This is a genomic window from Arthrobacter sp. Z5-13, assembly GCF_056499105.1.
In genome coordinates, this window is the sequence record NZ_CP096460.1 from 135005 (window position 1) to 156742 (window position 21738).

The 21738-nt window shown below is 62.2% G+C and carries 18 protein-coding genes and 2 pseudogenes; 9 read left to right on the forward strand and 11 right to left on the reverse strand.

Translation table 11 applies throughout. The features are described from left to right. The first annotated feature begins 19 nt into the window (after positions 1–19). Entirely contained in the window at positions 20–595 is a 576-nt protein-coding gene (locus M1E02_RS00635; RefSeq protein WP_479378247.1) for a phosphatase PAP2 family protein, read from the forward strand. A gap of 49 nt (positions 596–644) precedes the next feature. Here M1E02_RS00635 and M1E02_RS00640 read toward each other — a convergent pair whose 3' ends face one another. The 4 genes from M1E02_RS00640 to M1E02_RS00655 all read right to left on the reverse strand — a co-directional run bounded on the left by M1E02_RS00640 (position 645) and on the right by M1E02_RS00655 (position 4115). Next, the gene (locus M1E02_RS00640) at positions 645–1076 is read right to left on the reverse strand and encodes a universal stress protein (RefSeq protein ID WP_479376253.1); all 432 of its coding nucleotides are present in this window, start codon (positions 1074–1076) and stop codon (positions 645–647) included. Between the two features lie 54 nt (positions 1077–1130). Beyond that, on the reverse strand, positions 1131–2423 hold the full coding sequence (locus M1E02_RS00645; protein ID WP_479376254.1) for an aminotransferase-like domain-containing protein: 1293 nt from the start codon (positions 2421–2423) through the stop codon (positions 1131–1133). 95 nt (positions 2424–2518) lie between these two features. Further along, positions 2519–3235: a GerMN domain-containing protein gene (locus M1E02_RS00650; protein WP_479376255.1), complete on the reverse strand. Its 717-nt coding sequence runs from the start codon at positions 3233–3235 to the stop codon at positions 2519–2521. 316 nt (positions 3236–3551) lie between these two features. Continuing rightward, positions 3552–4115: an NAD(P)H-dependent oxidoreductase gene (locus tag M1E02_RS00655; RefSeq protein WP_479376256.1), complete on the reverse strand. Its 564-nt coding sequence runs from the start codon at positions 4113–4115 to the stop codon at positions 3552–3554. Between the two features lie 121 nt (positions 4116–4236). Here M1E02_RS00655 and M1E02_RS00660 point away from each other — a divergent pair, with 121 nt between their 5' ends. Together M1E02_RS00660 and M1E02_RS00665 are read left to right on the forward strand one after the other, a co-directional pair. Next, complete coding sequence (locus M1E02_RS00660; RefSeq protein WP_479376257.1) at positions 4237–4842, forward strand: TetR/AcrR family transcriptional regulator; 606 nt, start codon at positions 4237–4239, stop codon at positions 4840–4842. Between the two features lie 185 nt (positions 4843–5027). Beyond that, entirely contained in the window at positions 5028–6101 is a 1074-nt protein-coding gene (locus tag M1E02_RS00665) for a Gfo/Idh/MocA family protein (protein WP_479376258.1), read from the forward strand. A gap of 74 nt (positions 6102–6175) precedes the next feature. Here the strand turns inward: M1E02_RS00665 and ald are convergent, their stop codons facing one another. Further along, a complete protein-coding gene (gene ald / locus M1E02_RS00670) occupies positions 6176–7294 on the reverse strand; it encodes an alanine dehydrogenase (RefSeq protein ID WP_479376259.1) in 1119 nt (372 codons plus the stop codon). A gap of 245 nt (positions 7295–7539) precedes the next feature. Between ald and M1E02_RS00675 the strand changes: the two genes are divergently transcribed. Beyond that, a complete protein-coding gene (locus tag M1E02_RS00675) occupies positions 7540–8760 on the forward strand; it encodes a PucR family transcriptional regulator (protein ID WP_479376260.1) in 1221 nt (406 codons plus the stop codon). Between the two features lies 1 nt (position 8761). Here M1E02_RS00675 and M1E02_RS00680 read toward each other — a convergent pair whose 3' ends face one another. The 3 genes from M1E02_RS00680 to ptsP all read right to left on the reverse strand — a co-directional run bounded on the left by M1E02_RS00680 (position 8762) and on the right by ptsP (position 12312). Then, the gene (locus M1E02_RS00680; RefSeq protein WP_479376261.1) at positions 8762–10036 is read right to left on the reverse strand and encodes a D-arabinono-1,4-lactone oxidase; all 1275 of its coding nucleotides are present in this window, start codon (positions 10034–10036) and stop codon (positions 8762–8764) included. A 104-nt stretch (positions 10037–10140) separates the two neighbouring features. Beyond that, positions 10141–10560, reverse strand: coding sequence for a helix-turn-helix domain-containing protein (locus M1E02_RS00685; RefSeq protein WP_479376262.1), 420 nt, complete (start codon positions 10558–10560; stop codon positions 10141–10143). 66 nt (positions 10561–10626) lie between these two features. Next, positions 10627–12312, reverse strand: a complete 1686-nt coding sequence (ptsP, locus tag M1E02_RS00690) for a phosphoenolpyruvate--protein phosphotransferase (protein ID WP_479376263.1) — start codon at positions 12310–12312, stop codon at positions 10627–10629. 148 nt (positions 12313–12460) lie between these two features. On the opposite strand from ptsP, the pseudogene M1E02_RS00695 reads away from it, so the two are divergent. After that, positions 12461–13183: pseudogene (locus tag M1E02_RS00695) on the forward strand (TetR/AcrR family transcriptional regulator); the annotation flags it as partial. Between the two features lie 42 nt (positions 13184–13225). Further along, a pseudogene (locus M1E02_RS00700) lies at positions 13226–13681 on the forward strand (PTS mannitol transporter subunit IIA); the annotation flags it as partial. A gap of 114 nt (positions 13682–13795) precedes the next feature. Here the strand turns inward: M1E02_RS00700 and M1E02_RS00705 are convergent. From M1E02_RS00705 to rraA, 3 genes are all read right to left on the reverse strand, one after another. After that, complete coding sequence (locus tag M1E02_RS00705) at positions 13796–15226, reverse strand: sugar porter family MFS transporter (protein ID WP_479376264.1); 1431 nt, start codon at positions 15224–15226, stop codon at positions 13796–13798. A 379-nt stretch (positions 15227–15605) separates the two neighbouring features. Next, a complete protein-coding gene (locus tag M1E02_RS00710) occupies positions 15606–17276 on the reverse strand; it encodes an MDR family MFS transporter (RefSeq protein ID WP_479376265.1) in 1671 nt (556 codons plus the stop codon). 165 nt (positions 17277–17441) lie between these two features. Beyond that, positions 17442–17918 carry a ribonuclease E activity regulator RraA gene (gene rraA / locus M1E02_RS00715; protein ID WP_479376266.1) on the reverse strand — a complete coding sequence of 159 codons (477 nt, stop codon included), beginning with the start codon at positions 17916–17918 and terminating at the stop codon, positions 17442–17444. Between the two features lie 123 nt (positions 17919–18041). Between rraA and M1E02_RS00720 the strand changes: the two genes are divergently transcribed. The 3 genes from M1E02_RS00720 to M1E02_RS00730 all read left to right on the forward strand — a co-directional run bounded on the left by M1E02_RS00720 (position 18042) and on the right by M1E02_RS00730 (position 21558). After that, complete coding sequence (locus M1E02_RS00720; protein ID WP_479376267.1) at positions 18042–19328, forward strand: MFS transporter; 1287 nt, start codon at positions 18042–18044, stop codon at positions 19326–19328. 155 nt (positions 19329–19483) lie between these two features. Continuing rightward, entirely contained in the window at positions 19484–20080 is a 597-nt protein-coding gene (locus M1E02_RS00725; protein ID WP_479376268.1) for a TetR/AcrR family transcriptional regulator, read from the forward strand. Positions 20081–20361: 281 nt separating this feature from the next. Beyond that, positions 20362–21558, forward strand: a complete 1197-nt coding sequence (locus M1E02_RS00730; RefSeq protein WP_479376269.1) for an NAD(P)-dependent malic enzyme — start codon at positions 20362–20364, stop codon at positions 21556–21558. Positions 21559–21738 lie beyond the last annotated feature (180 nt).

Sequence of the window (21738 nt, forward strand, 5' to 3'; positions counted from 1 at the left end):
GCGCGCGCAAGCAGCATCGATGAGCACCAGGATTGCCCACATCATTTCGGAAGTGCTGCAGCCGCCGCTGGTGGTTGCCGTGATGTTGTTGGTCAGTCCAGCGGCCGACGGCGGTTTTCCCGGCACCATCTGGTTTGGGGCTTTGGCCCTTTGTTTCGTCTGCGCGTTGCCGTTCGCCGTGGTCATTTGGCTGGTCAGACTGGGAAAGATCACCGATCATCATGTGAGCAACCGCAAACAGCGCGCACCCGTGCTGATGATGACAGCCGTCTCGGTTGTGGCAGGACTCCTGGTGCTGACGTCCCTCGATGCACCAGCCAGTGTGCTGGCCATGGTTCTGACAATCGTGGGCGGCATCGTTGTTCTTGCCGCTGTGAGCCTCTTTTGGAAAATGAGCGGCCACGCTTCGGCGATTGCCTGTTCTGCAGTCATCGGGGCGCAAATGCTGGGACCTGCTGGTCTCTGGTTGCTGCTGCTGATTCCGCTGGTTGGGTGGGCACGGGTCGTGCTCGGCGCCCACACTCTTGGCCAGATAGTTGCCGGTTCATTGTTCGGCGGAGTAGTCATGGCGGGAGCGTGGTCGCTCCTCCGGTGATTGTTTCAACCGGAGGAGCTTCACGCGAAGGTGAGGAAGCGGGGCAGCCTCAGGCGACGTCGTCCGTTTTGGCAATGTAGACATCGCACGGCGCGCTGTGAGCAACGCTGTTGGCCACACTGCCCAGCACACGGCCGATTCCGCGCATGCGACGATTGCCCACCACGATCATGGTGGCGTCATTCCGCTCGGCTTCATTGATCAGCGCCTCGGCCGGCTTTCCGCGCGCCGCGGAATAGGTCACGGACAACTCCGGTGTCCGCAGGCGATCAGCGACGCCCCGGGCGACCTTCTCTGCTGCGCCGGCATCGGATACGATCCACTGATCGCTCCCGCTTCCGAAGACTTCAGTACGGTCGCTGTCGAAGGCGCTCACCACGTGGAGGGTGGCACCCATGGAAGCGGCGAGACCTGCGGCCGTCTCGGCAGCCTTCATCGCCGTTTCACTGCCATCTACGCCGACAACAATAATTCCGGTCATATTCCTGCTCCTTTAAGTCGATGCATCTCCGGGCCAAGCCGGGATGTTTTCAGGCTACAGTGCGGCGATTGCTTCCCGCATTACGGGTGCCAACCTGCGGACGCCTTCGTCGATGGCTTCGGGTGGGACAGCGCTGAAGGCGAGTCTGAGCTTGTTCGACGGTTCAGTGGAATGGGTGAATGCTGCTCCGGGAATGAAAACAACGCCCGCCTCGATGGCCTGGTGAAGCAGCGGATAGGTATCTACTCCCGCGGGGAGCGTGACCCAGACGAAAAATCCGCCTTCCGGCCTGGTCCAGCTCATGCCCTCAGGCATGTGCTTCTCGAGGGCGGCAAGCATGGCCTGGCAGCGTTCCTCGTAGAGGCTACGGTAGGTGCGAATCTGTCCCTTCCAGTCAAAGTCCCGCAGGTAGGCAGAGACCAGCATCTGGTTGAAGGCCGGGGGACACAACGTTACGGATTCGGACGCCAGATAATAGCGGCGCTGAAGGTGTGCGGGGACCAAAGCCCAACCAACCCTCAACCCGGGAGCGAAGATCTTCGAGAACGAGCCCAGGTAGATGACATCATCCGGGTTGCCGGTACGCAGAGGCGCCAAGGGCCGGCCGTCGAAACGGAGAAGACCGTAGGGGTTATCCTCCAGAACCAAGATGTTTGCGTTGCGGCATATATCGACGATCTGCTGGCGGCGTTCCTGCTTGAGAGTGATGCCTGACGGGTTGTTGAAGCTGGGAATGGTGTAGAGGAATTTGATCTTCTTCCCGGCTTTGTGGAGAGCGCTGATTTTCGCTTGCAGCAATTCGGGGACCAGGCCATCTCCGTCCATGGGAACGGTCTCTACCTGTACCTGATATGCCTCAAAGGCATTCAGGGCACCCACATAAGTCGGATTCTCCACGAGGACCACGTCGCCCGGGTTGCAGAAGACCTTTGCCGCAATGTCCTGGGCCGACTGGGATCCGGCAGTGACCACCACGTTCTCCGGCACGGCGTCGAGAATTCCCTCCTCGGCCATGACCTCACAAATCTGCGTCCGCAACTCCAGGCTTCCTTGGCCGCTGCCGTACTGAAGTGCAATCATTCCCTGTTCGGCGATGATCGCAGCGGCTGTTTCTGCCAGCCGGTCCAGGGGGAGGGACTGCAGGTAGGGGTTGCCTCCGGCCAGGGACACGAGTCCCGGGCGCATGGAGATGTCAAACACATCGCGTACGGCCGACTGCTTGATGTTGGCGGCGCGCTCCGAGAAGAGTTCCTCGTGGCGGTGGGCGGACGTAGCCGCCCGTTCGATTGCTTCAACGGCTTCAGCGGGCAGCAACTGCGCTGCGGCATCCAATGTCTCGTGGCTCACATTCCTCAGGATACAACCCTCAGTTGTTGTTTATGCAACCTCTGTTGCCTATTGGAGTTTGCTCGCAGGGTTTGCTTGCCGCGGCAGGTCCTGTTCTACCGCGAACTGAGGACCTCGGCCAGGCTCCGTCCGTTGATGTAGATTTCCGCCCGCGTTGCACCTACTGCCATAACGGCTGTGTGCGTCAGCTGGGCCTCAATCCTTGGAACATCACAGGTCCCCGCGGGACGTACTGCGCCGCTCAGGTTCACCACCACTGTGGATCCATCGAAGTAACCCGAGACGAAGCTGAGAGTAGAAGAAGCCAGAGCGTTATAGAGCCCCTGAGGGGCGGATCCGTCTCCGCTGCTCCCGGACAGCAGGGCGAGAAGAGCGGATTGAAGTGGTTCGTTTGCGAGGGGAGCGGCAAGGGGAACGGACACGAGGCTGTCGTTACAGCCGAACCGAACCCCGCCACTGCCGCCGTCGTCGAGCAAAACAAAGTAAGCCTTTCCGGACTGCCGCGCATTCGTGGGCGGAGGATTTCCCGCGGCAACAGCGGCCCCTTGCGGGGGCACGGGTTCAGCCGAAAGAACCGGGCCCGGCGGGGACGAAGCGGCTGATGCAGAACCTGCTGTGGTGGAGACGGGCGGGACCGTCGGCGGCGTTTCTGCAGCCGGCTCCTTGGAAGGTTCGCTCGTCCCACGGGGTGCCAGTCCCGGGCTGCCCGCTTGAGCAATCTCGGTTACCGGGGTAGGTGCCCGCTGGGCTTCCGGCCCAGGAGTGGCAAGGGTGGGCGCCGGTGTTGCCCGGCTGACAACTGACCCCTCCACTGCATCCGTGGCGGATCGCGTATCGGATGAGGTGCAGCCTCCAAGCCACAGAGGAATAGCAAGGCAGCAAGCCAATCCAGCTACCCTCATGAAACTCTGCGAGGTCCTCATGACAGCCCGCACCTCCAGCCCCGCCGCAATCCGTATATCAACGTTACGGCTCAGCGGGGAGGGGCGGAATACGTTTCAGATGACGGTTCGGCGACAGCTGGGTCACGGTTCGATACGTAAGGCCCCTTCACGGATTTGGGCCGGAATGCAGAACGCCTCCGGCTGCCCTTAGTGGCGGCCGGAGGCGTTCTGGATCTGAAAAAAATCAGGCAGCGGCGACCGGGCTGCTCTCAGCGATGGCATCGAAGACATCCTTGATCTGCTCCACGATCTCGGCGTCGTCCTTCGGGTGGATTTCAGCGAAACGCACCACGGAGCCCGGTACGGCGAGCTTGACACCCTCGATGACCTGGGCGCCGGCGATACCGATAGCCTTGCGGGTCTCATCCTGGGCCCACACCCCGCCGAACTGACCATAGGCGGTTCCGACGACGCCGGTGGGCTTGCCGGTGAGGGCACCTGCACCGTACGGACGGGACAGCCAGTCGATGGCGTTCTTGAGCGAAGCGGGGATGGTGCCGTTGTGCTCGGGGGTCACCAGGAGCAGGGCGTCCGCGTCGGAAGCGGCGGCGCGGAGTGCTGCGGCCGCGGCCGGTACCTGACCTTCGACGTCGATGTCCTCGTTGTAGAAGGGGATATTCCCCAGGCTTTCATGGATGATGACGTCCACCTGCTCCGGCGCGTTGGCCTGGATGGCCTCAGCAAGCTTCTGGTTGGTGGACTCTGCGCGCAGGCTGCCGACGAGGGCGAGTACGGTGCTCTTTGACATATGAACTCCTAGTGTCAGCCACCGGTTGGGGCGGCGGTTTGCTGTAGGTGAGGCGTGAAGCCTTCAGAGAGCTAAACGGACCACGGTCCGGTTAATATTCCCACGGTCTAGAATGTTTTTTGTGAGCCTTATCCCAATCCGCTCTGGGTCCCCGGATGAGGATTCAGAACGAAGCGACGCTGCTCGGAACCGGGAACGCCTGCTGCTGGCGGCGCGTGAACTCCTGGATGAGTGCGGAGTGGAAACTTTCACGATGGACAAGCTCGCCAAACGCGCCGGCGTCGGCAAGGGAACGGTGTTCCGGCGCTTTGGCAGCAAGGCCGGGCTGATGATGACCCTCCTGAGCGACGCTGAGGCGGAATTCCAAGGGCGTTTTATGTTCGGCCCTCCCCCGCTTGGACCGGGTGCGCCGCCGCTGGACAGGTTGGTAGCGTTCGGCCACGCCCGCATCGGTTACTTGCTGGAATTTGGGGACCTGGCAAGGGTTGCTGACCAGTCGGTCTATACAAAACTCGAGGTTCCCGCCACGCAGCTCTGGCATCGTCACGTCGAGCTGCTGCTCCGAGCCGCCGGAATGGAGGCCGATCCTTGGCTCATGGCGATATTTTTGGGCGCAACCCTGGACCCTGAGAGGCTGCTCTATGCAGTGCGGGTCCAGGATGTGGCACCCGAGCGGCTGGCGGAAGCGTGGTCCGAGCTGGTCACGCGTGTGGTCGGCCAGGCCTAGCCGCCCCCTCAACCCTCCCTCACCTTTCGCAGGTTTTTAGCGAACCCTCCCTCACCTTTCGCAGGTTTTTAGCGAACCCTCCCTCACCTTTCGCCCCCTACGGGGCGCCACCGGTCGGGGATGTGAGGGAGGGTTGGGGAAAATTGGTCGGGATGTGAGGGAGGGTGCGGGGGTAGCGTTGCCCCATGACTACAGACTCTTCCTTTGACGCCAGCCGTTCTGACCCCATTCGGACAGCGTTGGCCGGTTATGGCTTGTCGGGCAGTGTTTTCCACGCCCCGCTGATCGCGAGCAATTCCGATTTCTCCCTGGACGTCATTTCAACTTCCGACGCCGGCCGGAAGTCCGCCGCTTCCGGGCGCTACCCGGCGACGCGGCTGGTGAACACCCCCGCGGACATCCTCGGGTTGGCGGGCGAGCTCGACCTGCTGGTTCTCGGAACCCCTCCGGCAACCCACTATCCGCTGGCGAAGGCCGCGCTGGAAGCGGGCCTCGACGTCGTCGTCGATAAGCCTTTTGTGGTGACCAGCAGCGAAGGTGAGGAACTCATCGGGCTGGCCGAACGCTTGGGGCGGGTGCTCACGGTGTTCCATAACCGCCGGTGGGACGGCGATTTCCTCACCCTCAGGACCCTCCTCGCTGGCGGCGCCCTCGGTGGCGTGAGCCGGTTCGAGTCCCGGTTCGAGCGGTGGTCGCCGCAGGTCTCCAAGGCATGGAAGGCGGAAGCAACAGCCGAAAAAGGGGGAGGGGTGCTGTTCGATCTGGGCACCCACCTCTTGGATCAGGCGCTTCAGCTTTTCGGTCCGGCCACTGTGGCACATGCCGAACTTCAGATCAGGCGCCCGGGCGAAAACGTGGACGACGACGCCTTCCTGGCCTTGCGTCATGAGTCGGGCGTCATCAGCCACCTCTGGATGAACATGCTGTGCGCCCAGCAGGGTCCGCGCTTCCGTCTGCTGGGAAGCGAAGGCGGATTCACCAAGCACGGCGTGGACCCCCAGGAACCTTACATCGTGGCCGGTGGAGGTCCCCTGGACGAGGAGTACGGCCTTGAGGCCCCGGAATGGGCCGGAACTCTTGGCCGCGACGGGCACCTGGACAAGCTGCCAACCGAGCGGGGAGCCTATCCGGAGTTCTATCGGATGCTGGGGGAGAAGATCCACGACGGCGGCGCCTCCTCGGCCCTTCCCCTCCCGGTCAACCCCCAAGACGCCGTCGAAGTCCTCAAACTAATAGAGCAGGCCCGGGAGCTGGCTTAACCTAATCGACTGCTCCATAAGTGCCGTAATCAGGCCTCAAAAGGGCACTTTCGGAGCAGTCGATGGGGAAACACTCAGGCGCTGACCAGCTGGTGCCAATCGGCTACGAGCGGCAGGTTGTGTGCCTCCGACACTGAATGGTGGGCCACATGGCCGACAGCGATGTTTAGGCCGGCTGCAAGCGCGGGATCCTTCTCGAAGGCCGCCTTCACGCCCAGGTTCGCCAGAGCGACGCCGTAGCGCAGGGTGACGTTGGTGAGCGCATAGGTGGAAGTGTTGGGAACGGCGCCGGGCATGTTCGCCACACAGTAAAAGATGGTGTTGTGCACCTTGTACGTAGGCTCCTGGTGAGTTGTGGGGTGGGTGTCCTCGAAGCAGCCGCCCTGGTCCACAGCGATGTCCACGAGCACCGAGCCCGGCTTCATCCGTGCCACCAGTTCATTCGTCACCAGCTTGGGGGCCTTGGCTCCCGGGATCAGGACGGAGCCGATCACGAGGTCAGCATCCACTACTGACTTTTCAATCTCGTACTTGTTGGACGCAACAGTCTTCAGCCGGCCCTGATACTGGGCGTCGAGTTCCCGGAGCCGGGGGATGTTGATGTCCAGGATGGTGACGTCCGCGCCAAGCCCGAGCGCCATTGCGGCGGCGTTTGTTCCGGCCACTCCGGCACCCAGCACCACAACCTTGGCGGGACGTACTCCCGGAACCCCGCCCAGCAGCACGCCCTTGCCGCCCGCCGGCGCCATGAGCGAAGCGGCGCCTACCTGGACCGACAAGCGGCCCGCCACCTCAGACATCGGGGCCAGGAGTGGAAGCGTGCGGCCCTCTTGCACCGTTTCGTAGGCGATGGCAGTCACGCCGGAGTTGATCAGCTCGTGGGTCAGTTCCGGCTCCGCTGCCAGATGCAGGTAGGTGAACAGAATGAGGCCCTTGCGGAAGCGGTGGTATTCGGCCTTGATGGGCTCCTTGACCTTCATCACCATGTCCGCGCGGCCCCAGACATCGTCGGGATCTGCCACGATCTCGGCGCCGGCAATCGAGTATTCCTCGTCGGTGATTCCCGAGCCCAGCCCCGCGCCGCGCTCCACCAGAACTGTGTGGCCGTGCATGAGGAATTCGTGAACGCCCGCAGCGGTGATGGCTACGCGGAATTCGTTGTTCTTGATCTCTTTTGGGATACCGATGATCATTTTTGGGCTCCAGGTTCGGCGGCTTTGTAAGGGCCAGATGGAAGTGTGGGTGTGATTCCAGAATAAATCCGGTTGTGAGGCACGCGACATTAGAAGCGGCCAAGCCAAAGCGTCACTTCCGCTTGCTTTCAGGGTTTTGGTTGAAATCGCCTCGACATTTGTCTAACGCTCTAGCGTCAACTGTCGCCTCTTGTTGGTCCAGCTAAGTGAGGTCCGGGTGCCCACAAGAGCAGTACTCTTGCACCATGCAGCAACAGGATGTGGAACAGCTCGTCGAGCACGTGGCACTCAAGTTAGGCCGGGGGCTTTCCCTTGAAGACCTCGACGGCGTCCTGCTCGCCTACAGCTCCAACCAATCCCATGCCGACCGTGTCCGGGTGAACTTCCTGCTAAGCAAACGGGTTCCGGCTGATGTAAGTGCCTGGCAGCTTTCGCACGGGATCGCGACGGCGGTTCGCCCCGTCGTCGTGCCTGCCAACGAGGACCTGGGGATGCTGGGCCGCGTATGCGTCCCGCTGCTGGTGCGCGGTTTCCGCGTGGGGTACCTGTGGGTCCAACAGGACCTTGAAGATGAAAGCGCGACGGCGATCCTGGGGCAGCTGCCCGACGTCCGGGAGGAGCTGGAGCAGCTGTCCGGCCTCCTCCTCGAGTCCAATACAGCAGAATCGGAGTTCCGCCGGCGCCGTGAGCAGGAATTCCTGAAGGCGTGCGCCGGGGAAAGCAACGCTGTGGCGGCCGTTGCGGGGTGGAAGGAAGTGCAGGGCAAGGGGCCCTGGCAGCTCGTGACCATCATCGATGCCGATGGTTGGATTGAAGGCCCTGATCCCATCGCCTCCACGCTCATCCACCGGTCTGCCGCGCTGCAGGCAACCATCGGAGTGGATTCAACCCTGTTCAGCGCCGGCACGGAAACCCACGCGGTGGTGCTGTTCCGGGAATCGATCGGCCGGGCCAGCCACGCCCAGGTCCTGGTGCACTACCAGTTGGAGCTGGCCAAACGTTCCGGGCGGCCTGTGCAGCGGATCATCCTTGGATGCAGTGAGGGCTTCAGCAAACCGCGGGAGCTGAGCCTTGCCTACAACCAGTCGAGGCAGGCGGCACAGGCGGCAGCAGTTGATCCGCAGCTCGGCGAGCTGGTGGACTGCCGTGCAACCGGCATTTACCAGTTGCTGGCGTCGGCCGGAGGCGGGACGGGAGCATGGGCAGATGCCGGATCTGTGTACTTCCATCTCCTGGAGGACCACGACCGCAACGGCGAACTGCTTCCTGTGCTCGAGCTGCTCTACGACAACGACGGCTCAGTTCAGGATGTTGCCGACAAGCTGCATCTGCACCGGAGCAGCATCTACAACAGGCTGGGCAGGATCCGGCAGGTGCTGGGAGTTGATCCGCTCAAAGGGATGGTGCGCCTGGAACTCCATGCGGCTCTCAAAACGCGGCGTTGGGCTTCCCGTCCACGGATCTGAGCTAGCCGCCGAACACCTTGCTCTCCAGGAAGCTGTTGCGGAATTTGTGCTCAGGGTCCACGCGCTCGGCCAGTGCCGTGAAATCTGAGAAGCGGGGATACAGCGGTGCCAGGGTTCCGGCGTCCGCCTGGAAAAGCTTGCCCCAGTGAGGGCGGGCGCCGAGCGGGGCCAGCCTGGCCTCCATCAGGGGAAGAAGCTCCTCAACAGCTGCCTGTTCGGGCTTCCAGGTGAAGTGGAGGCCCACTGATGACTGGCCGTAGGCAGGGCTGAGCCACAGCTGATCGGCGGCGACAGTGCGGATTTCCGAGACCTGCAGCAGGGGAGTGATGCGCTCGGAGAGTCCCCTCATGGCAGTGATGGCCTCAGCCGCGTGCTCGCGCGCCACAAAGAATTCGCTTTGCAACTCGGCGCCGCTGCTTGGCGTGAAGGCCATCCGGAAGTGTGCAAGACGCTCGGACCAGGGGCCGGGAACGCCTAACTGCTGGGTGCAGTTCTCACCGGAGAAGCCAGGCAAGGGGTGCATGGCTCGGAGGGCCGGCGACCCGCCGTAGAAGCTCGCCCCGAGTGCGGCGGTTGGGACACCGCCGTCGTAGCCGCGGCTCTTCAACCAGGACTGCGCCACCGTGTCCCCCTGCCAGTCCGTAAACAGGCTGACGCTGTAAGCGCTGGCCGTGACGGCGTCGAAATCTGCGAGCACCTGCTCCCAGGCGAGTGCTTCGAACACGTCCTGGCGGACCGAGAAGGTGGGCTCGATGTCCAGGGTCACCCGGGTGACGATGCCCAAAGCGCCGAGAGCAACCACTGAGCCGTCGAAGTCGGGTTCTCCGCGGCGCAGGGTCCGCAGGTTTCCGTCGGCCCCAATCAACTCGAGTTCAGCCACCGAGGTGGCGAGATTGCCGTTGGCATCACCGGATCCATGGGTGGCCGTGGAAATGGCGCCGGCAATGGAGATGTGCGGCAGGGACGCGAGGTTCGCCAGCGCAAAGCCGTTCCGCTCGAGCTCCTCGGCGAGGATTCCGTAGCGCGTTCCGCCGGAGACCGAGACTGTCTGCGCTGCAGAGTCAATACTTATAGCCGGCTCAAGGGCCTCTAACGAGATCAGGGCTCCGCCGGAATCGGCGATTGAATTGAAAGAGTGACGGGAGCCGAGTGCCCGGATTTGTCCCGGGGCGGCAACGATTTCCTGTGCTTCATCCACCGAGCTTGGCCGGTGGATGACCGGAGCTCCGTAGCTGTAGTTGCCGGCCCAGTTCAGTTCATCAAGTTCCGTACGCATTGCTCCCTTTCGTGCCGGAACCTCTGACCCCGACCAAAATTGTTACCGCTCACAATACTGCTCAGGCAGACTCGTGCTGTCAATGGCCCAGAAGGGAAGTGCGGTTAGGCCTTGGAGTTTTCCGGGTCCTTCGACTCGTCCGATTCCTGCAATGCCGCTGACTTCTTCTGCGTCTCCAGCCAAGCCATGATGTCCGTGAGCCGGATCCTGCGATGCGTGCCCCTGTACTCCACGGGGATCTCGCCACGGTCTGTCATGTTGCGCAGATACGTATGTGAGATCCCCGCCAGCTCGGCGGCCCGGGAGGTGGTGAGCATTTCCTCCACGCTGCTGACTGTGACGGCCTCGCCCTCACTGAATCGGGTCAGGAGGTCCACGACGGCGTCCCTCGCCTGCGAGGGCAACCGGTGGACAGTACCGTCCACAAAGACGGTGATGTCGTGGCTGCCCTCGAGGGCTCGCTTGAGCTTGCGGGCATCGTCAACGGGCAGTGCGCCGGTGACCCGTGGGGCTATCAGTGCCATGGCTGAATCCTAACCCGGCTGAACATTATCCCCGGCTGAATCCAGCCTTTGGGTACCGGGGTGAACCTACAGCCCCAACTCCTCGAGTACCGGCAACTTTGCACGTACCCATGCCCGGGCCTCGCTGGCGCTGGGAGCGGACAAGGCCAGTTTCGCCAGTTCCTGGGCCTCGGCCAGCGTGACGGTCTTCAGCACAGCGGCGACTGCGGCGAGGGAGCGCGCGGTCATCGAGAGGGTGGACACACCAAGGCCAGTGAGGACTACGGCGAGGGCGGGATCTGCTGCCGCCTCGCCGCATACGCCAACGGGTTTGTTGTGGCCTTCCGCAACGGATCCCTCAACTGTGAGTCCCACCAGGCGCAGCACTGCAGGTTGCCAGGGTGTGTTGAGCCCGGCGAGGGGGCCAAGCTGCCTGTCGGCTGCCATTGCGTACTGGGTGAGATCGTTGGTTCCCAGGCTGGCAAACCCGACTTCCCGCAAGATCGCTTCGGCTGTAAGTGCAGCTGATGGAACCTCCACCATGACGCCAGGCGTGGTGATTCCCGCGTCAGCGCACATGGCGGCGAAATGCGCAGCCTCTTCCGCCGTCGAGATCATGGGTGCCATCACCCACACGTCGGCTTCGGAATCCTTGGCCGCCAGCCCGATGGCCTCAAGCTGGCGGTCCAGGACGCCGGGAGTGGTGAAGTCCGTCCTGTAGCCGCGGACGCCGAGGGCCGGGTTGGGTTCGGTGGCGTCGGTGAGGAACGGGAGCGGCTTGTCGGCGCCGGCGTCGAGGGTCCGGAGGACAACTTTCTTGCCCGGGAACGCATCAAAAACGCCCTTGTAGGCCGCCGCCTGCTCTTCAACGCTGGGTTCGGTATCGCGTTCGAGGAAACAGAACTCAGTCCGGAAGAGCCCTACGCCCTCGGCTCCGAGGGCAGCCGCCGCCACGGCATCCTTGGCGCCGCCCACGTTGGCGAGCAGCGGCACCAAGTGGCCATCCGCCGTCGAGCCCGTACCGCTGAACTCTGAGAGGAGCGAGGCCGTGGCCGCCCAGGCTTCGGCGGAAGAACGCAGTGTCTCGTTAGGATCCGCGGTGATAGTTCCAGCTGCGCCGTCGACAAAAACTTCGGTACCGTCCGGCAGTTCATCGACGCCAACGGCGGCAACGACGGCCGGCAATCCGAGGGAGCGCGCAATGATGGCTGTGTGGGACTGGGGTCCGCCGCCCGCAGTGACCAGCGCCTGGATCTTGTTGGGATCCAAAGTTGCGGTATCGGCAGGGGCCAGGTCCTCGGCCACCAGGATGAACGGAGTGTCCGATTCGGGGATGCCGGGCGCGGGTACTCCACGCAGTTCAGCCACAATCCTGGCCCGGACATCGAGGACATCGGTGGCACGCTCAGCCATGTAGCCGCCCAGATTGAGCAGCATCTCCGAGACAGACGCACCAGATTCCCAGATGGCGCGCTCCGCGGACGTTCCCCGGGCGATCAGTTTGCCTGCGCCCTTGATGAGCATGGTGTCGGTAGCCATAAGAGCCGTGGCTTCCAAGACTGCCTTGCCATCCCCGGTGGCTTTGACTGCCCGCTCCTTAAGCTCATCATGGACCGCCTTGGCTGCCGCTTTGAGTTGGGCCGTTGCGTCCTCGGGTGAGATTTCCTCCGGCAGGCGCTCGCCGGCAAGGGGTTCGCTGATCGGTTTTGGCATTTGGCGGATGGTGCCAATGATGCGGCCGGGGCTTACGCCTACTCCTGGGAAGTTCTGCACTGAAGGTCCTCATTCTCTGCCGGTAACCAGGCTGCGTCGTCGGATGCTGGAGGTCGGTACTGCTACGTCCGACGGTAGCTGCTTTGCCTGAAAAAAGTGTATGTGATGCAGTTCATATAGCGTTGCTATAGGTGTTAGGGTAGCGGTTATGAGTTTCGATGGCCAGCCGCCGCCAAAGGCGAGACTGCTGCGCGCGGCGGCGGAGCTGCTCGCCAAGTCAGCGGGTGCCCCCGTATCAACGCGGCAAATCACCCAACTTGCGGGCGTTACCGCACCGACGCTATACCACCACTTCGGCGACAAGGAAGGGCTGTTTGATGCGGTTGTTACAGCCGGCTTCGAGGAATACGTAAGGGGCGAACGCGACTTCGCCCCTTCCGGCAAGCCGGTGGAAGACATCCGGCGGATGTGGGACAACCACGTGCAGTTCGGGCTCAATCAGCCTGAGCTGTACCTTGTCATGTTCGGCAACATCCGGCCAGAAAGACGTCCCGCCGTCGTGGCATCTACGGAAGCCTTGATGCAAGAAATGCTGAACAAGGCGGCCGCCGCGGGCCAGCTCAACGTGCCCCCGAGGGAAGCGGCCAGAAGCATTCTCGCCGCCAATGTTGGTGTCACTCTCATGCTCATTGCCGAACCTGTTGCGGACCGGAATCTGGAACTTTCCACCATGACCCGTGACGCCATGATTTTCGCGGTGTCCACAGACGAGGCCAAAGAGGCGGCACCGGATGATTCCGGCAAATCATCAGTGGTGGTCGCCGCCATTGCCCTTAACGCCGCGCTCCAGGCCTCGCACTCGGATCAGCTCTCAAGTTCAGAACTCAAGCTCTTCCTCGAATGGCTCCACCGCATCTCCAACAGCTCCACCGGTCTCCGCGTTGCTCGAGACGTCGACGCGCCTGCACCTGAGAGTGCAGACGGGGGATCAAGGATCCTTGCCTCGAACAGTGTGATCCTGAATGGGACGGCCACTACCCGGGACGCAGCGATCTATGAAGCTGGCAGGTTGTTGCTGGACCGCGGTGCTGTGGATAGCGGCTACATCACGGCTATGCACGAGCGCGAGGAATCAGTTTCCACCTACATGGGCAGCTATCTGGCCGTCCCGCACGGTACCAACGCCGCCAAGGATCACATCAAAAAATCCGCTGTCTCGGTTGTCCGATATCCGCGGGGCATTGACTGGAACGGTAAAGTGGTCAGGTTCGTCGTGGGGGTCGCCGGCATCAGCAACGAGCACCTGCACATTTTCTCGTCAATCGCAGAAGTGTTTGCTGAAAAGGCCCAGGTGGCAAAGCTTGAAGCCGCAACATCGGTGGACGAAGTGTTGGAGCTGTTTGCGAAGGTTAACTCCAGAGACGACTGAGACCTCGCCGACCCTCCCTCACGTTTCGCAGGTTTTTCGCCGACCCTCCCTCACCTCCTGAGGGAGGGTATAGGTAAAAGCCGCGAAAGGTGAGGGAGGGTTTTTCGGACCCAGCTATTTTGCTGGGGATACAAACAGGGTTTCGGCCTGCTCCAGGGACATGCCATTGGTTTCCGGCACCTTGAACATGACAAAGAAGAACGACGCCGCCGCGAACAGCGCGTAAATGGCATAAGTCAGGGGCAATGAAGCCGCCGCCATAACCGGGAAACTCAAGGTGATGGCGAAGTTGGCGATCCACTGCGCGGCGGCGGCCAGACCCAAAGCGCGGGCACGGATTCTCGAGGGGAATATCTCGCCGAGCAGCACCCACACGAGTGGTCCCCACGAGGCGCCGAAGCTCACCACGAAGACGTTGGCCGCCACCAATGCAACCGGTCCCCAGCCGCCCGGAAGGGAGATTTCTGATCCCGAGCCGGTCGCGGAAGCGAAGGCCACAGCCATGGTACCCAGAGAAACCGCCATGCCGATTGAGCCAGCCAGCAGGATGGGCCGCCGGCCAATACGATCCACCAGCGCTATGGCTACGAGCGTGACCAGGATGTTGGTGATGGAAGTCGCCACAGAAATGGTGAGCGAGTCCTTCTCCTGGAAACCCACGGCCTTCCAAAGAGTGGTGGAGTAGTAGAAGATCACGTTGATCCCGACAAACTGCTGCAGCACTGAGAGCGTGATGCCGATCCATACAACGGCCTGCAGCCCGAAGACTTTTCCGCGGAGGGAGCCCTTCTGCCCAGCCAGCTTGTCTTCCTCGATCGCCGCCTGGATTTCTCGGATGCTGCGGTCAGTGTCCTCGCCCGGGGCGATGGTCGCGAACACCTTGCGGGCCTCGTCCTCTTTCCCCTTAAACACGAGGAAGCGTGGCGATTCCGGGAGTCTGTAGGCGATCCAGCCATAAACCACGGCAGGTAAGGCGGCCGCGAGGAACATCCACCGCCAGGCTTCGATCCCGAGCCACAGATGTTGGTCGGCCCCGCCGGCGCTTGTTGCAAACAGCGCGTCGGACAGAAGCGCCGCGAAAATACCTGTTGTGATGGCCAGTTGCTGCAGCGACGCGAGACGTCCACGGACGTGGCGCGGAGAAATCTCCGAGATGTACGCCGGGGCGATGACTGAAGCCAGGCCGATTCCGAGTCCGCCCACCAGCCGCCAGAAGATCAGATCCCAGACGCCAAAGGCGAAGCCCGTCCCCGCCGCGCTGACAAGGAACAGAAGCGCGCCAAGCTTCATGGCGGGAATGCGCCCATACTTGTCGGCTACTTTTCCGGCCAGGTACGCGCCCGCGGCACAGCCAAGGAGAGCCACAGCCACGGCGAATCCGGTGACGGCCTCGGACAAAGCGAACTCGTCCTTAATGGCGTCAACTGCCCCGTTAACCACAGAGGAATCGAAGCCGAAGAGGAATCCCCCCACTGCGCCCGCGACCGCAAGGCCGATCACTTTACGCGGTACGCCAGGGCGCACTTCGGTACTGGATGTGGTCATGGATCTCCCCTTGGATCTTGTATCGGATTTCAGCGCTAGAGACATCTTTGGCTCGGGATCCAGCCCGGCAGGCCGGCGCACGCGCGCTCAACAGTGTGCCATGCCCCGGTTGGAGGTTCCAGTTGCCCCTCTTGGAGGGCGCGTCCTACTGGCCGAAACCTGTGAAAGGTGAGGGAGGGTTTCCAAAAAACTCGCGAAAGGTGAGGGAGGGTTCCCAAAAACCTGCGAAAGGTGAGGGAGGGTTGCCAGAAAACCTGCGAAAGGTGAGGGAGGGTCTACAGGCGGGACGACGACGGCGGGAGGTTCCCGCCGTCGTCGGACGTTCCTTGTGCTGAGAGGCACGCTGCGCAAGGGAGCACCCGCGGGCGCCCCTGGTGCACTAGTGGGCCGGTACTGCCTCCGCGCCCAATGGCTCCTTGGCTGCAGCAGGCTTGGCATCCGTGAGCTTCTTGTTCGGGAGTGCGAAGCTGATCAGGAACGCGATGCCGGTCAGGGCCGCTGCCGTGAGCATCACGATGTCGATCGACTGGGCGAAGCCCTCGGTGATGGGCCTGGTGAGAGTGGCATTGGCGGTGTGCAGCCAGCTCGTGTCATTCAGGGAATCGTTGGTGGCGCCCTGCTTGAAGAACTCATAGAGCTTGGCATTGGCGGGATCCGCGGCTACTGCGGGATCGTTGAGGACGGCCTGGTAGTCGGCGTTCTGCATGGCAGCTTTCATGCCGCTGGCGATCCTGTCCGCCGCCATGCTGAACAGCATCGAGATGAACACCGCAGTGCCCACGGCGCCGCCCATTGACCGGAAGAACGCTGCCGAGGAGGTTCCAACGCCCATGTCCTTGGGCGGAACGGAGACCTGCATGGCCAGCGTCAGAGGCTGCATGCAGAAGCCCAGCCCCATACCGAAGAACACCGCGATCAGGCCCGGGACCCACAGCTCGGTGTCTGCGCCGAGGGAAAGGCCCATGACGACGGCGGAGCCGGTCAGGATCGCTGTGCCCATGATGGGAAAGATCCGGTAGGTGCCCGACGCCGAGATAGTGCGCCCGGCGGTAATGGAACCCGTAAGGATGCCGAGGGTGAACGTGATCATCATGAGCCCGGCCTGGGTGGGAGTGAGTCCCTTGACCAGCTGCAGGTACATGGGCAGCATGGCGATGGCGCCGAACATGCCGATGCCGATGATGAAGTTCAGCATTGAGGACAGTCCGAATGTGATGTTCTGGAAAAGGCGCAAGGGGATCAGGGCGTAGTCACCGGCACGCTTTTCGGCCAGCAGGAAGGCAATGATTCCCACAACGCCCAGCCCGTAGCAGAGGAACGAGCTGACCGACGTCCAACCCCAGACGCGGCCCTGTTCGGCCACAAGAAGCAGCGGAACGATCGCCAGGGTGATGGCCGCCGCTCCCCAGTAGTCAATCTTTTGCCTGACGTGCTTTACGGGCAGGTGAAGGTAGAGGAACACGACGGCGAGGGCGGCCAAGCCGATCGGAAGGTTGATGAAGAACACCCAGCGCCAGCCGTCAAAGCCCAGGATGTTTGCTGATCCTGCGAATGCACCACCGATCACGGGTCCAAGGACTGAGGAGATGCCGAAGACCGACATGAAGTAGCCCTGGTACTTGGCCCGGTCCTTGAGGGCAACGATGTCACCGATGATGGTCAACGCCAACGCCAGCAATCCACCGGCCCCGAGGCCCTGGATGCCGCGGGCAATGGCCAGCTCCATCATCGAATGCACAGACCCCGCGTAGAGGGAGCCCAGCAGGAAGATCACGATGGCGGTGAGGTACAGCGGACGGCGGCCAAAGATGTCGCTGAGCTTCCCGTAAAGCGGAGTGCTCACGGTTGAGGTGATCAGGTAAGCGGTGGTGGCCCAGGCCTGCAGCGACAAGCCGTCGAGGTCGTTTGCGATGGTGTAGATAGAGGTAGAGACGATGGTCTGGTCCAGCGACGACAGGAACATGCCAAGCATGAGTCCCACCATGACTGTCAGGGTCTGGCGGTGAGTCAGGGTTTCACCCGGTGCCCGCACGGCGGTGCTTTTGGACATGGTTTCTCCAAGGGGTACGAACGGAATTAAATGAGATAGTTGCTTTCAGTAACTATCTTACTGCCCCGGTTGTTCCCGAATGGGAGAATTTTTTCTGATGTGAGAACTTCGCAAGGGCTGCAGCGGGGGTGCATAAGGCGCAAGCCTTGACTTCACCCCGCCCTGTCAGCGTTCTACGAGGATGCCGTCAGGGTCGCACCAGATCATCGCGCCAGACCGGATGGTGACGCCGTCTATGAGGAGATCGACGTCGGTCTCTCCGGCACCCGTCTTCGAGCTTTTCCGCGGATTGCTGCCCAGCGCCTTTACGCCCAGCGGTAGTTCGGCGATTGCCTCGCGGTCCCGGATGGCACCGTTAATTACGACGCCGGCCCAACCGTTTTGGACGGCGCTCGCCGCAATCATGTCTCCCATCAAGGCGGTGCGCAGTGAACTGTCTCCGTCCACTACCAGGACGGCACCGTCTCCCGGTTTCCCGAGAACTTCTTTGACCAGGGCGTTGTCCTCGAAGCATTTGATGGTGCGGACAGGGCCGCTGAAGTGGGTGTGACCGCCCAGGGACTGAAACTGGAGCGAGACGGAGGCCAGATCTTCACCGCGTTCGTCGTACAGATCGGCAGTTGCAACGGATGGCTCGGTCATAACTTCTCCTTAGTTCAGAGGATGTTCGCTTACTGGCTGTTTAAGGGCTGAAGGGATCGCCTGAAATGGCTGCTGCCCACGATAGTCTGAACTCACACTGTCCGTGTCTTCCAAGGGGAACCGATGAGCCTGTCCGAAACGCCTGGCATGACGCCCGAGGCCGAGGGGGCGACGATGGCCGCAGCTGCGCTCGCGGAGCCGACCCGGAAGGTAACGCCCGGCTGGGTGACAGGACTGGTCCTGGTCAACGTCGGGATCAATGCTGCGTTCTTCGGCCCTATTAATGTCTTTATCGGCCAACACGCCATCGGGATCGACGCCGCCAACAAAGAAGCCATCCTTTCGCTTGTCACGGGCTGTGGAGCCGCTGTTTCCCTGGTTGCCAACCCGTTGTTCGGGGCGCTGTCCGACCGCACGGTCTCCCGCTTTGGCCGGCGCTCGCCCTGGGTCCTGGCAGGTGCAGTCCTTGCGACGGCCGCGCTGCTGGCTATGTCCGGCGCCACCGCCGTCGCTCTTCTGGTGCTTTGTTGGTGCCTGGTTCAACTCGGTGCCAACGCAGCCTATGCTGCGATCACGGCGGCAGTTCCGGACCGGGTTCCCGTCTTCCAGCGCGGCGGGGTTGGGGGACTCGCGGCCATGGGCCAGACTGCCGGGATCCTCCTGGGCGCAGTCTTCGGTGCTGTGGTCACGGGAAATTACATGGTGGGCTACTGGCTTTGTGCCGCGGCGCTGATCCTGAGCATCATTCCGTACCTCTTTAACAGGAACGACCCCGCGTTGCCGCTGAGCGCCAGGCCCGCATTCACCTGGCTGGGTTTTTTGCGAGGCTTTTGGATCAGCCCAGTAAAGCATCCTGATTTTGCGTGGGCCTGGCTGACGCGCTTCCTTGTCAACGTCGGGAATCAGTCCACCATCATTTACCTGCTCTTCTTCCTGCGGGATGTCATCAAGCACGAGGACCCCGCCCTGGGCGTGCTGATCCTGACGGGCATTTACGCGATGATGGTGATGATCACCGCTGTGCTTGCCGGGCCTTGGAGCGACCGGGTGGGACGGCGCAAGCCGTTTGTGATCGCCTCATCGGCCACCATTGCCACCGCCGGCCTCATCATGGCTTTTTTCCCAGTGTGGTCGGGTGCCCTGGTTGGCGCCGCCGTGCTGGGAATCGGCTTTGGCGCCTACCTCGCCGTCGACTTCGCCCTGCTGACCCAGGTTCTTCCGACGGCCGTGGACCGCGGAAAGGACATGGGGGTGATCAACGTGGCCAACTCACTCCCACAGGTAGTGGCCCCGGTGATCGCTTTCGTCTCACTCCAATACCTTGGCGGGTACGTGACGCTCTTCAGTACCGCTGCTGCCATTGGACTGCTCGGCGCCGTTTTCGTGGTTAAAATCAAGGGCGTTCAATAGGGAACGTGTACACACAGACCGGTTGTCGGTTCATCGCCCTTTACTGAATACGCCAAACTTACGTGCCGTATAGTTGTCAGCGAATTGCTGCTGCAGTGCGGTGACCGGGGGCCTGCTTTGCCGTTGCAAAATAAGCCCTCTCCCGGAACGTGCTGATGCTTGAACTAAATTCAGATCTGCCACCCATGGCCGCTCCGCCATTGCTCCCGCGCCAGCAGCTGCGCTACGCCCGGATCCTGGATGAAGCCGCCGGATTCGCCCGCAAAGGGCTTGAGTCCATTACTCTTTCCGAGGTTGCTGCCAAAGCTGACGTTCCGCTGGGTACGCTGTACCGCTATTTTCCATCTGCCACACATCTGATGTTGGCCCTCTACCGGAAACAGCTGGGCGAGCTGCAGGTAGGTAGCTGGCCGGGAAAAGGCAACATCCGCGTCCATGCCCTGGTGGGAGTCACCATGGAGATCTTCCACATGCGTGTCATGCAGCCGGCCGTGGAGCAGTGCCTGAGCCGGACCAGCTACCACAAGGACAGGGACACAACGGACCTCCTGCGGGAAATCGATGCAATCGCAGAGCAGGCAGTGACAGTGGCCAGCGGCGATCCTGCCAAGTCCCGGATCCTCCTGCTGGCAATCTCCGGGTTGGTGCAGTCAGTCCGGTGCCGCAGGCTCTCCCTTTTTGAGGCCGAGGAGGATCTCAAGCAGGCTTGTTCGCTTCTGGCGGCCCCCCGGGCGTTACAGTCAGTGGTCTAGACCGGCTAGTCATAATCGGGACACAAGGCAGTAATTTGCGTCACTCAGACAGCCTAGGCACGCCTTAATTCGTGCACTGGGCCCAAGAGTGGTCTGGTTGGCTCCTTCCGGCGATTTACCATGGCAGTACCGGAGGGCAAGCAGTTCCTCCCGCAGGAGACACGGCGGTCCAGCCACCCCTTGGATCGTTCATGGACTTCGCTGACCTGCCCAACTCAAGCGGCCCGCGCTTGAGCCTTTCCTATCCCGTGCCACCACGGCCTAGACCAGGAGACAACGACGTGTCCATTGAAACGACCACTCCCACCGACCTTGAATCCGCCGCGACCTTGAGCGAAGAGGAAATTTTCGCGTCCCACCAGGGCGGCAAGCTCTCCATAGCCAGCACCGTCCCCTTGGCTACCAAGCGGGACCTTTCAATCGCTTATACGCCCGGGGTGGCTCAGGTCAGCCGGGCCATTCATGCCGATCCGAAGCTCGCAAAGACCCTGACGTGGGCAGAGCGCCTCGTCGTCGTCGTCAGTGACGGAACAGCGGTTCTGGGCCTCGGTGACATCGGCCCCAGTGCTTCCTTGCCGGTTATGGAAGGCAAATCAGCTCTTTTCAAAGCCTTTGGTGACCTTGACTCCATTCCGCTGGTCCTCAACACCACCGATGTGGACGAGATCGTGGAGACCCTGGTGCGCCTGCGTCCCAGCTTCGGCGCAGTGAACCTCGAGGACATCTCGGCACCGCGCTGCTTTGAGCTGGAGGAGAAGCTCATTGAGGCATTGGATTGCCCGGTGATGCATGACGACCAGCACGGCACCGCCGTTGTGGTCCTGGCCGCCCTCACGGGTGCCGCAAAAGTCACCGGCCGTGAACTCGCAGGCCTCCGGATTGTTGTTTCCGGCGCGGGTGCAGCCGGAATTGCAGTTGCAGAGATCCTGCTCGCGGCAGGCATCGAGGACGTCGTTGTCCTGGACTCGCGCGGGGTCATCGTCAAGGACCGGGCGGACATCGCGGCGAACCCTGACAGCAAGAAGGCAGAGCTGGCCGGGAAGAGCAATCCCCGCGCCTTGTCAGGCGGCCCGGCCGAGGCCCTCCTCGGCGCCGACGTCTTCATTGGCGTATCCTCATCGCAGCTGGCCGAGGAGCACCTGAAGCTGATGAACCACAGCTCCATCGTGTTTGCACTCTCCAACCCGGACCCCGAAGTGCTGCCGGAGGTCGCCTCCAAATACGCGGCAGTGGTGGCCACCGGCCGGAGTGATTTCCCCAATCAGATCAACAACGTCCTCGCCTTCCCCGGAATTTTCCGCGGGGCGCTCGACGCCGGTGCCCGCCGGATTACGCCCGAGATGAAGCTTGCCGCTGCACGCGCCATAGCCGAACTCGCCGAGCCGGAGTTGTCCGCAGATTACATTGTGCCCAGCCCGCTGGACCCGCGGGTTGCGCCGGCCGTATCCGCAGCAGTAGCCGCGGCAGTCACCGAGTAAAGGGGCAATTACAGATAAGCCCCTCGACGGCGGCACCTCCCTTAGCAGGGGGGGGCCGCCGTCGCCCTTTTAAGTGCGAGTACCAAGGGGAAACCCCCCTTCCGAATCGAGTACACACCACTCAGGCCAGGGGAACCGGAAATCCCTACCCTAAGGACTAGCGGGCGAACCCAGATAGGC

Coding starts and splice junctions, on each gene's coding strand:
- M1E02_RS00635 (WP_479378247.1), top strand. CDS start 20: ATGAGCACCAGGATTGCCCACATCATTTCGGAAGTGCTGCAGCCGCCG.
- M1E02_RS00640 (WP_479376253.1), bottom strand. CDS start 1,076: ATGACCGGAATTATTGTTGTCGGCGTAGATGGCAGTGAAACGGCGATG.
- M1E02_RS00655 (WP_479376256.1), bottom strand. CDS start 4,115: ATGTCAAAGAGCACCGTACTCGCCCTCGTCGGCAGCCTGCGCGCAGAG.
- M1E02_RS00665 (WP_479376258.1), top strand. CDS start 5,028: ATGACTACAGACTCTTCCTTTGACGCCAGCCGTTCTGACCCCATTCGG.
- ald (WP_479376259.1), bottom strand. CDS start 7,294: ATGATCATCGGTATCCCAAAAGAGATCAAGAACAACGAATTCCGCGTA.
- M1E02_RS00675 (WP_479376260.1), top strand. CDS start 7,540: ATGCAGCAACAGGATGTGGAACAGCTCGTCGAGCACGTGGCACTCAAG.
- M1E02_RS00680 (WP_479376261.1), bottom strand. CDS start 10,036: ATGCGTACGGAACTTGATGAACTGAACTGGGCCGGCAACTACAGCTAC.
- M1E02_RS00685 (WP_479376262.1), bottom strand. CDS start 10,560: ATGGCACTGATAGCCCCACGGGTCACCGGCGCACTGCCCGTTGACGAT.
- M1E02_RS00705 (WP_479376264.1), bottom strand. CDS start 15,226: ATGACCACATCCAGTACCGAAGTGCGCCCTGGCGTACCGCGTAAAGTG.
- M1E02_RS00710 (WP_479376265.1), bottom strand. CDS start 17,276: ATGTCCAAAAGCACCGCCGTGCGGGCACCGGGTGAAACCCTGACTCAC.
- rraA (WP_479376266.1), bottom strand. CDS start 17,918: ATGACCGAGCCATCCGTTGCAACTGCCGATCTGTACGACGAACGCGGT.
- M1E02_RS00720 (WP_479376267.1), top strand. CDS start 18,042: ATGAGCCTGTCCGAAACGCCTGGCATGACGCCCGAGGCCGAGGGGGCG.
- M1E02_RS00725 (WP_479376268.1), top strand. CDS start 19,484: ATGCTTGAACTAAATTCAGATCTGCCACCCATGGCCGCTCCGCCATTG.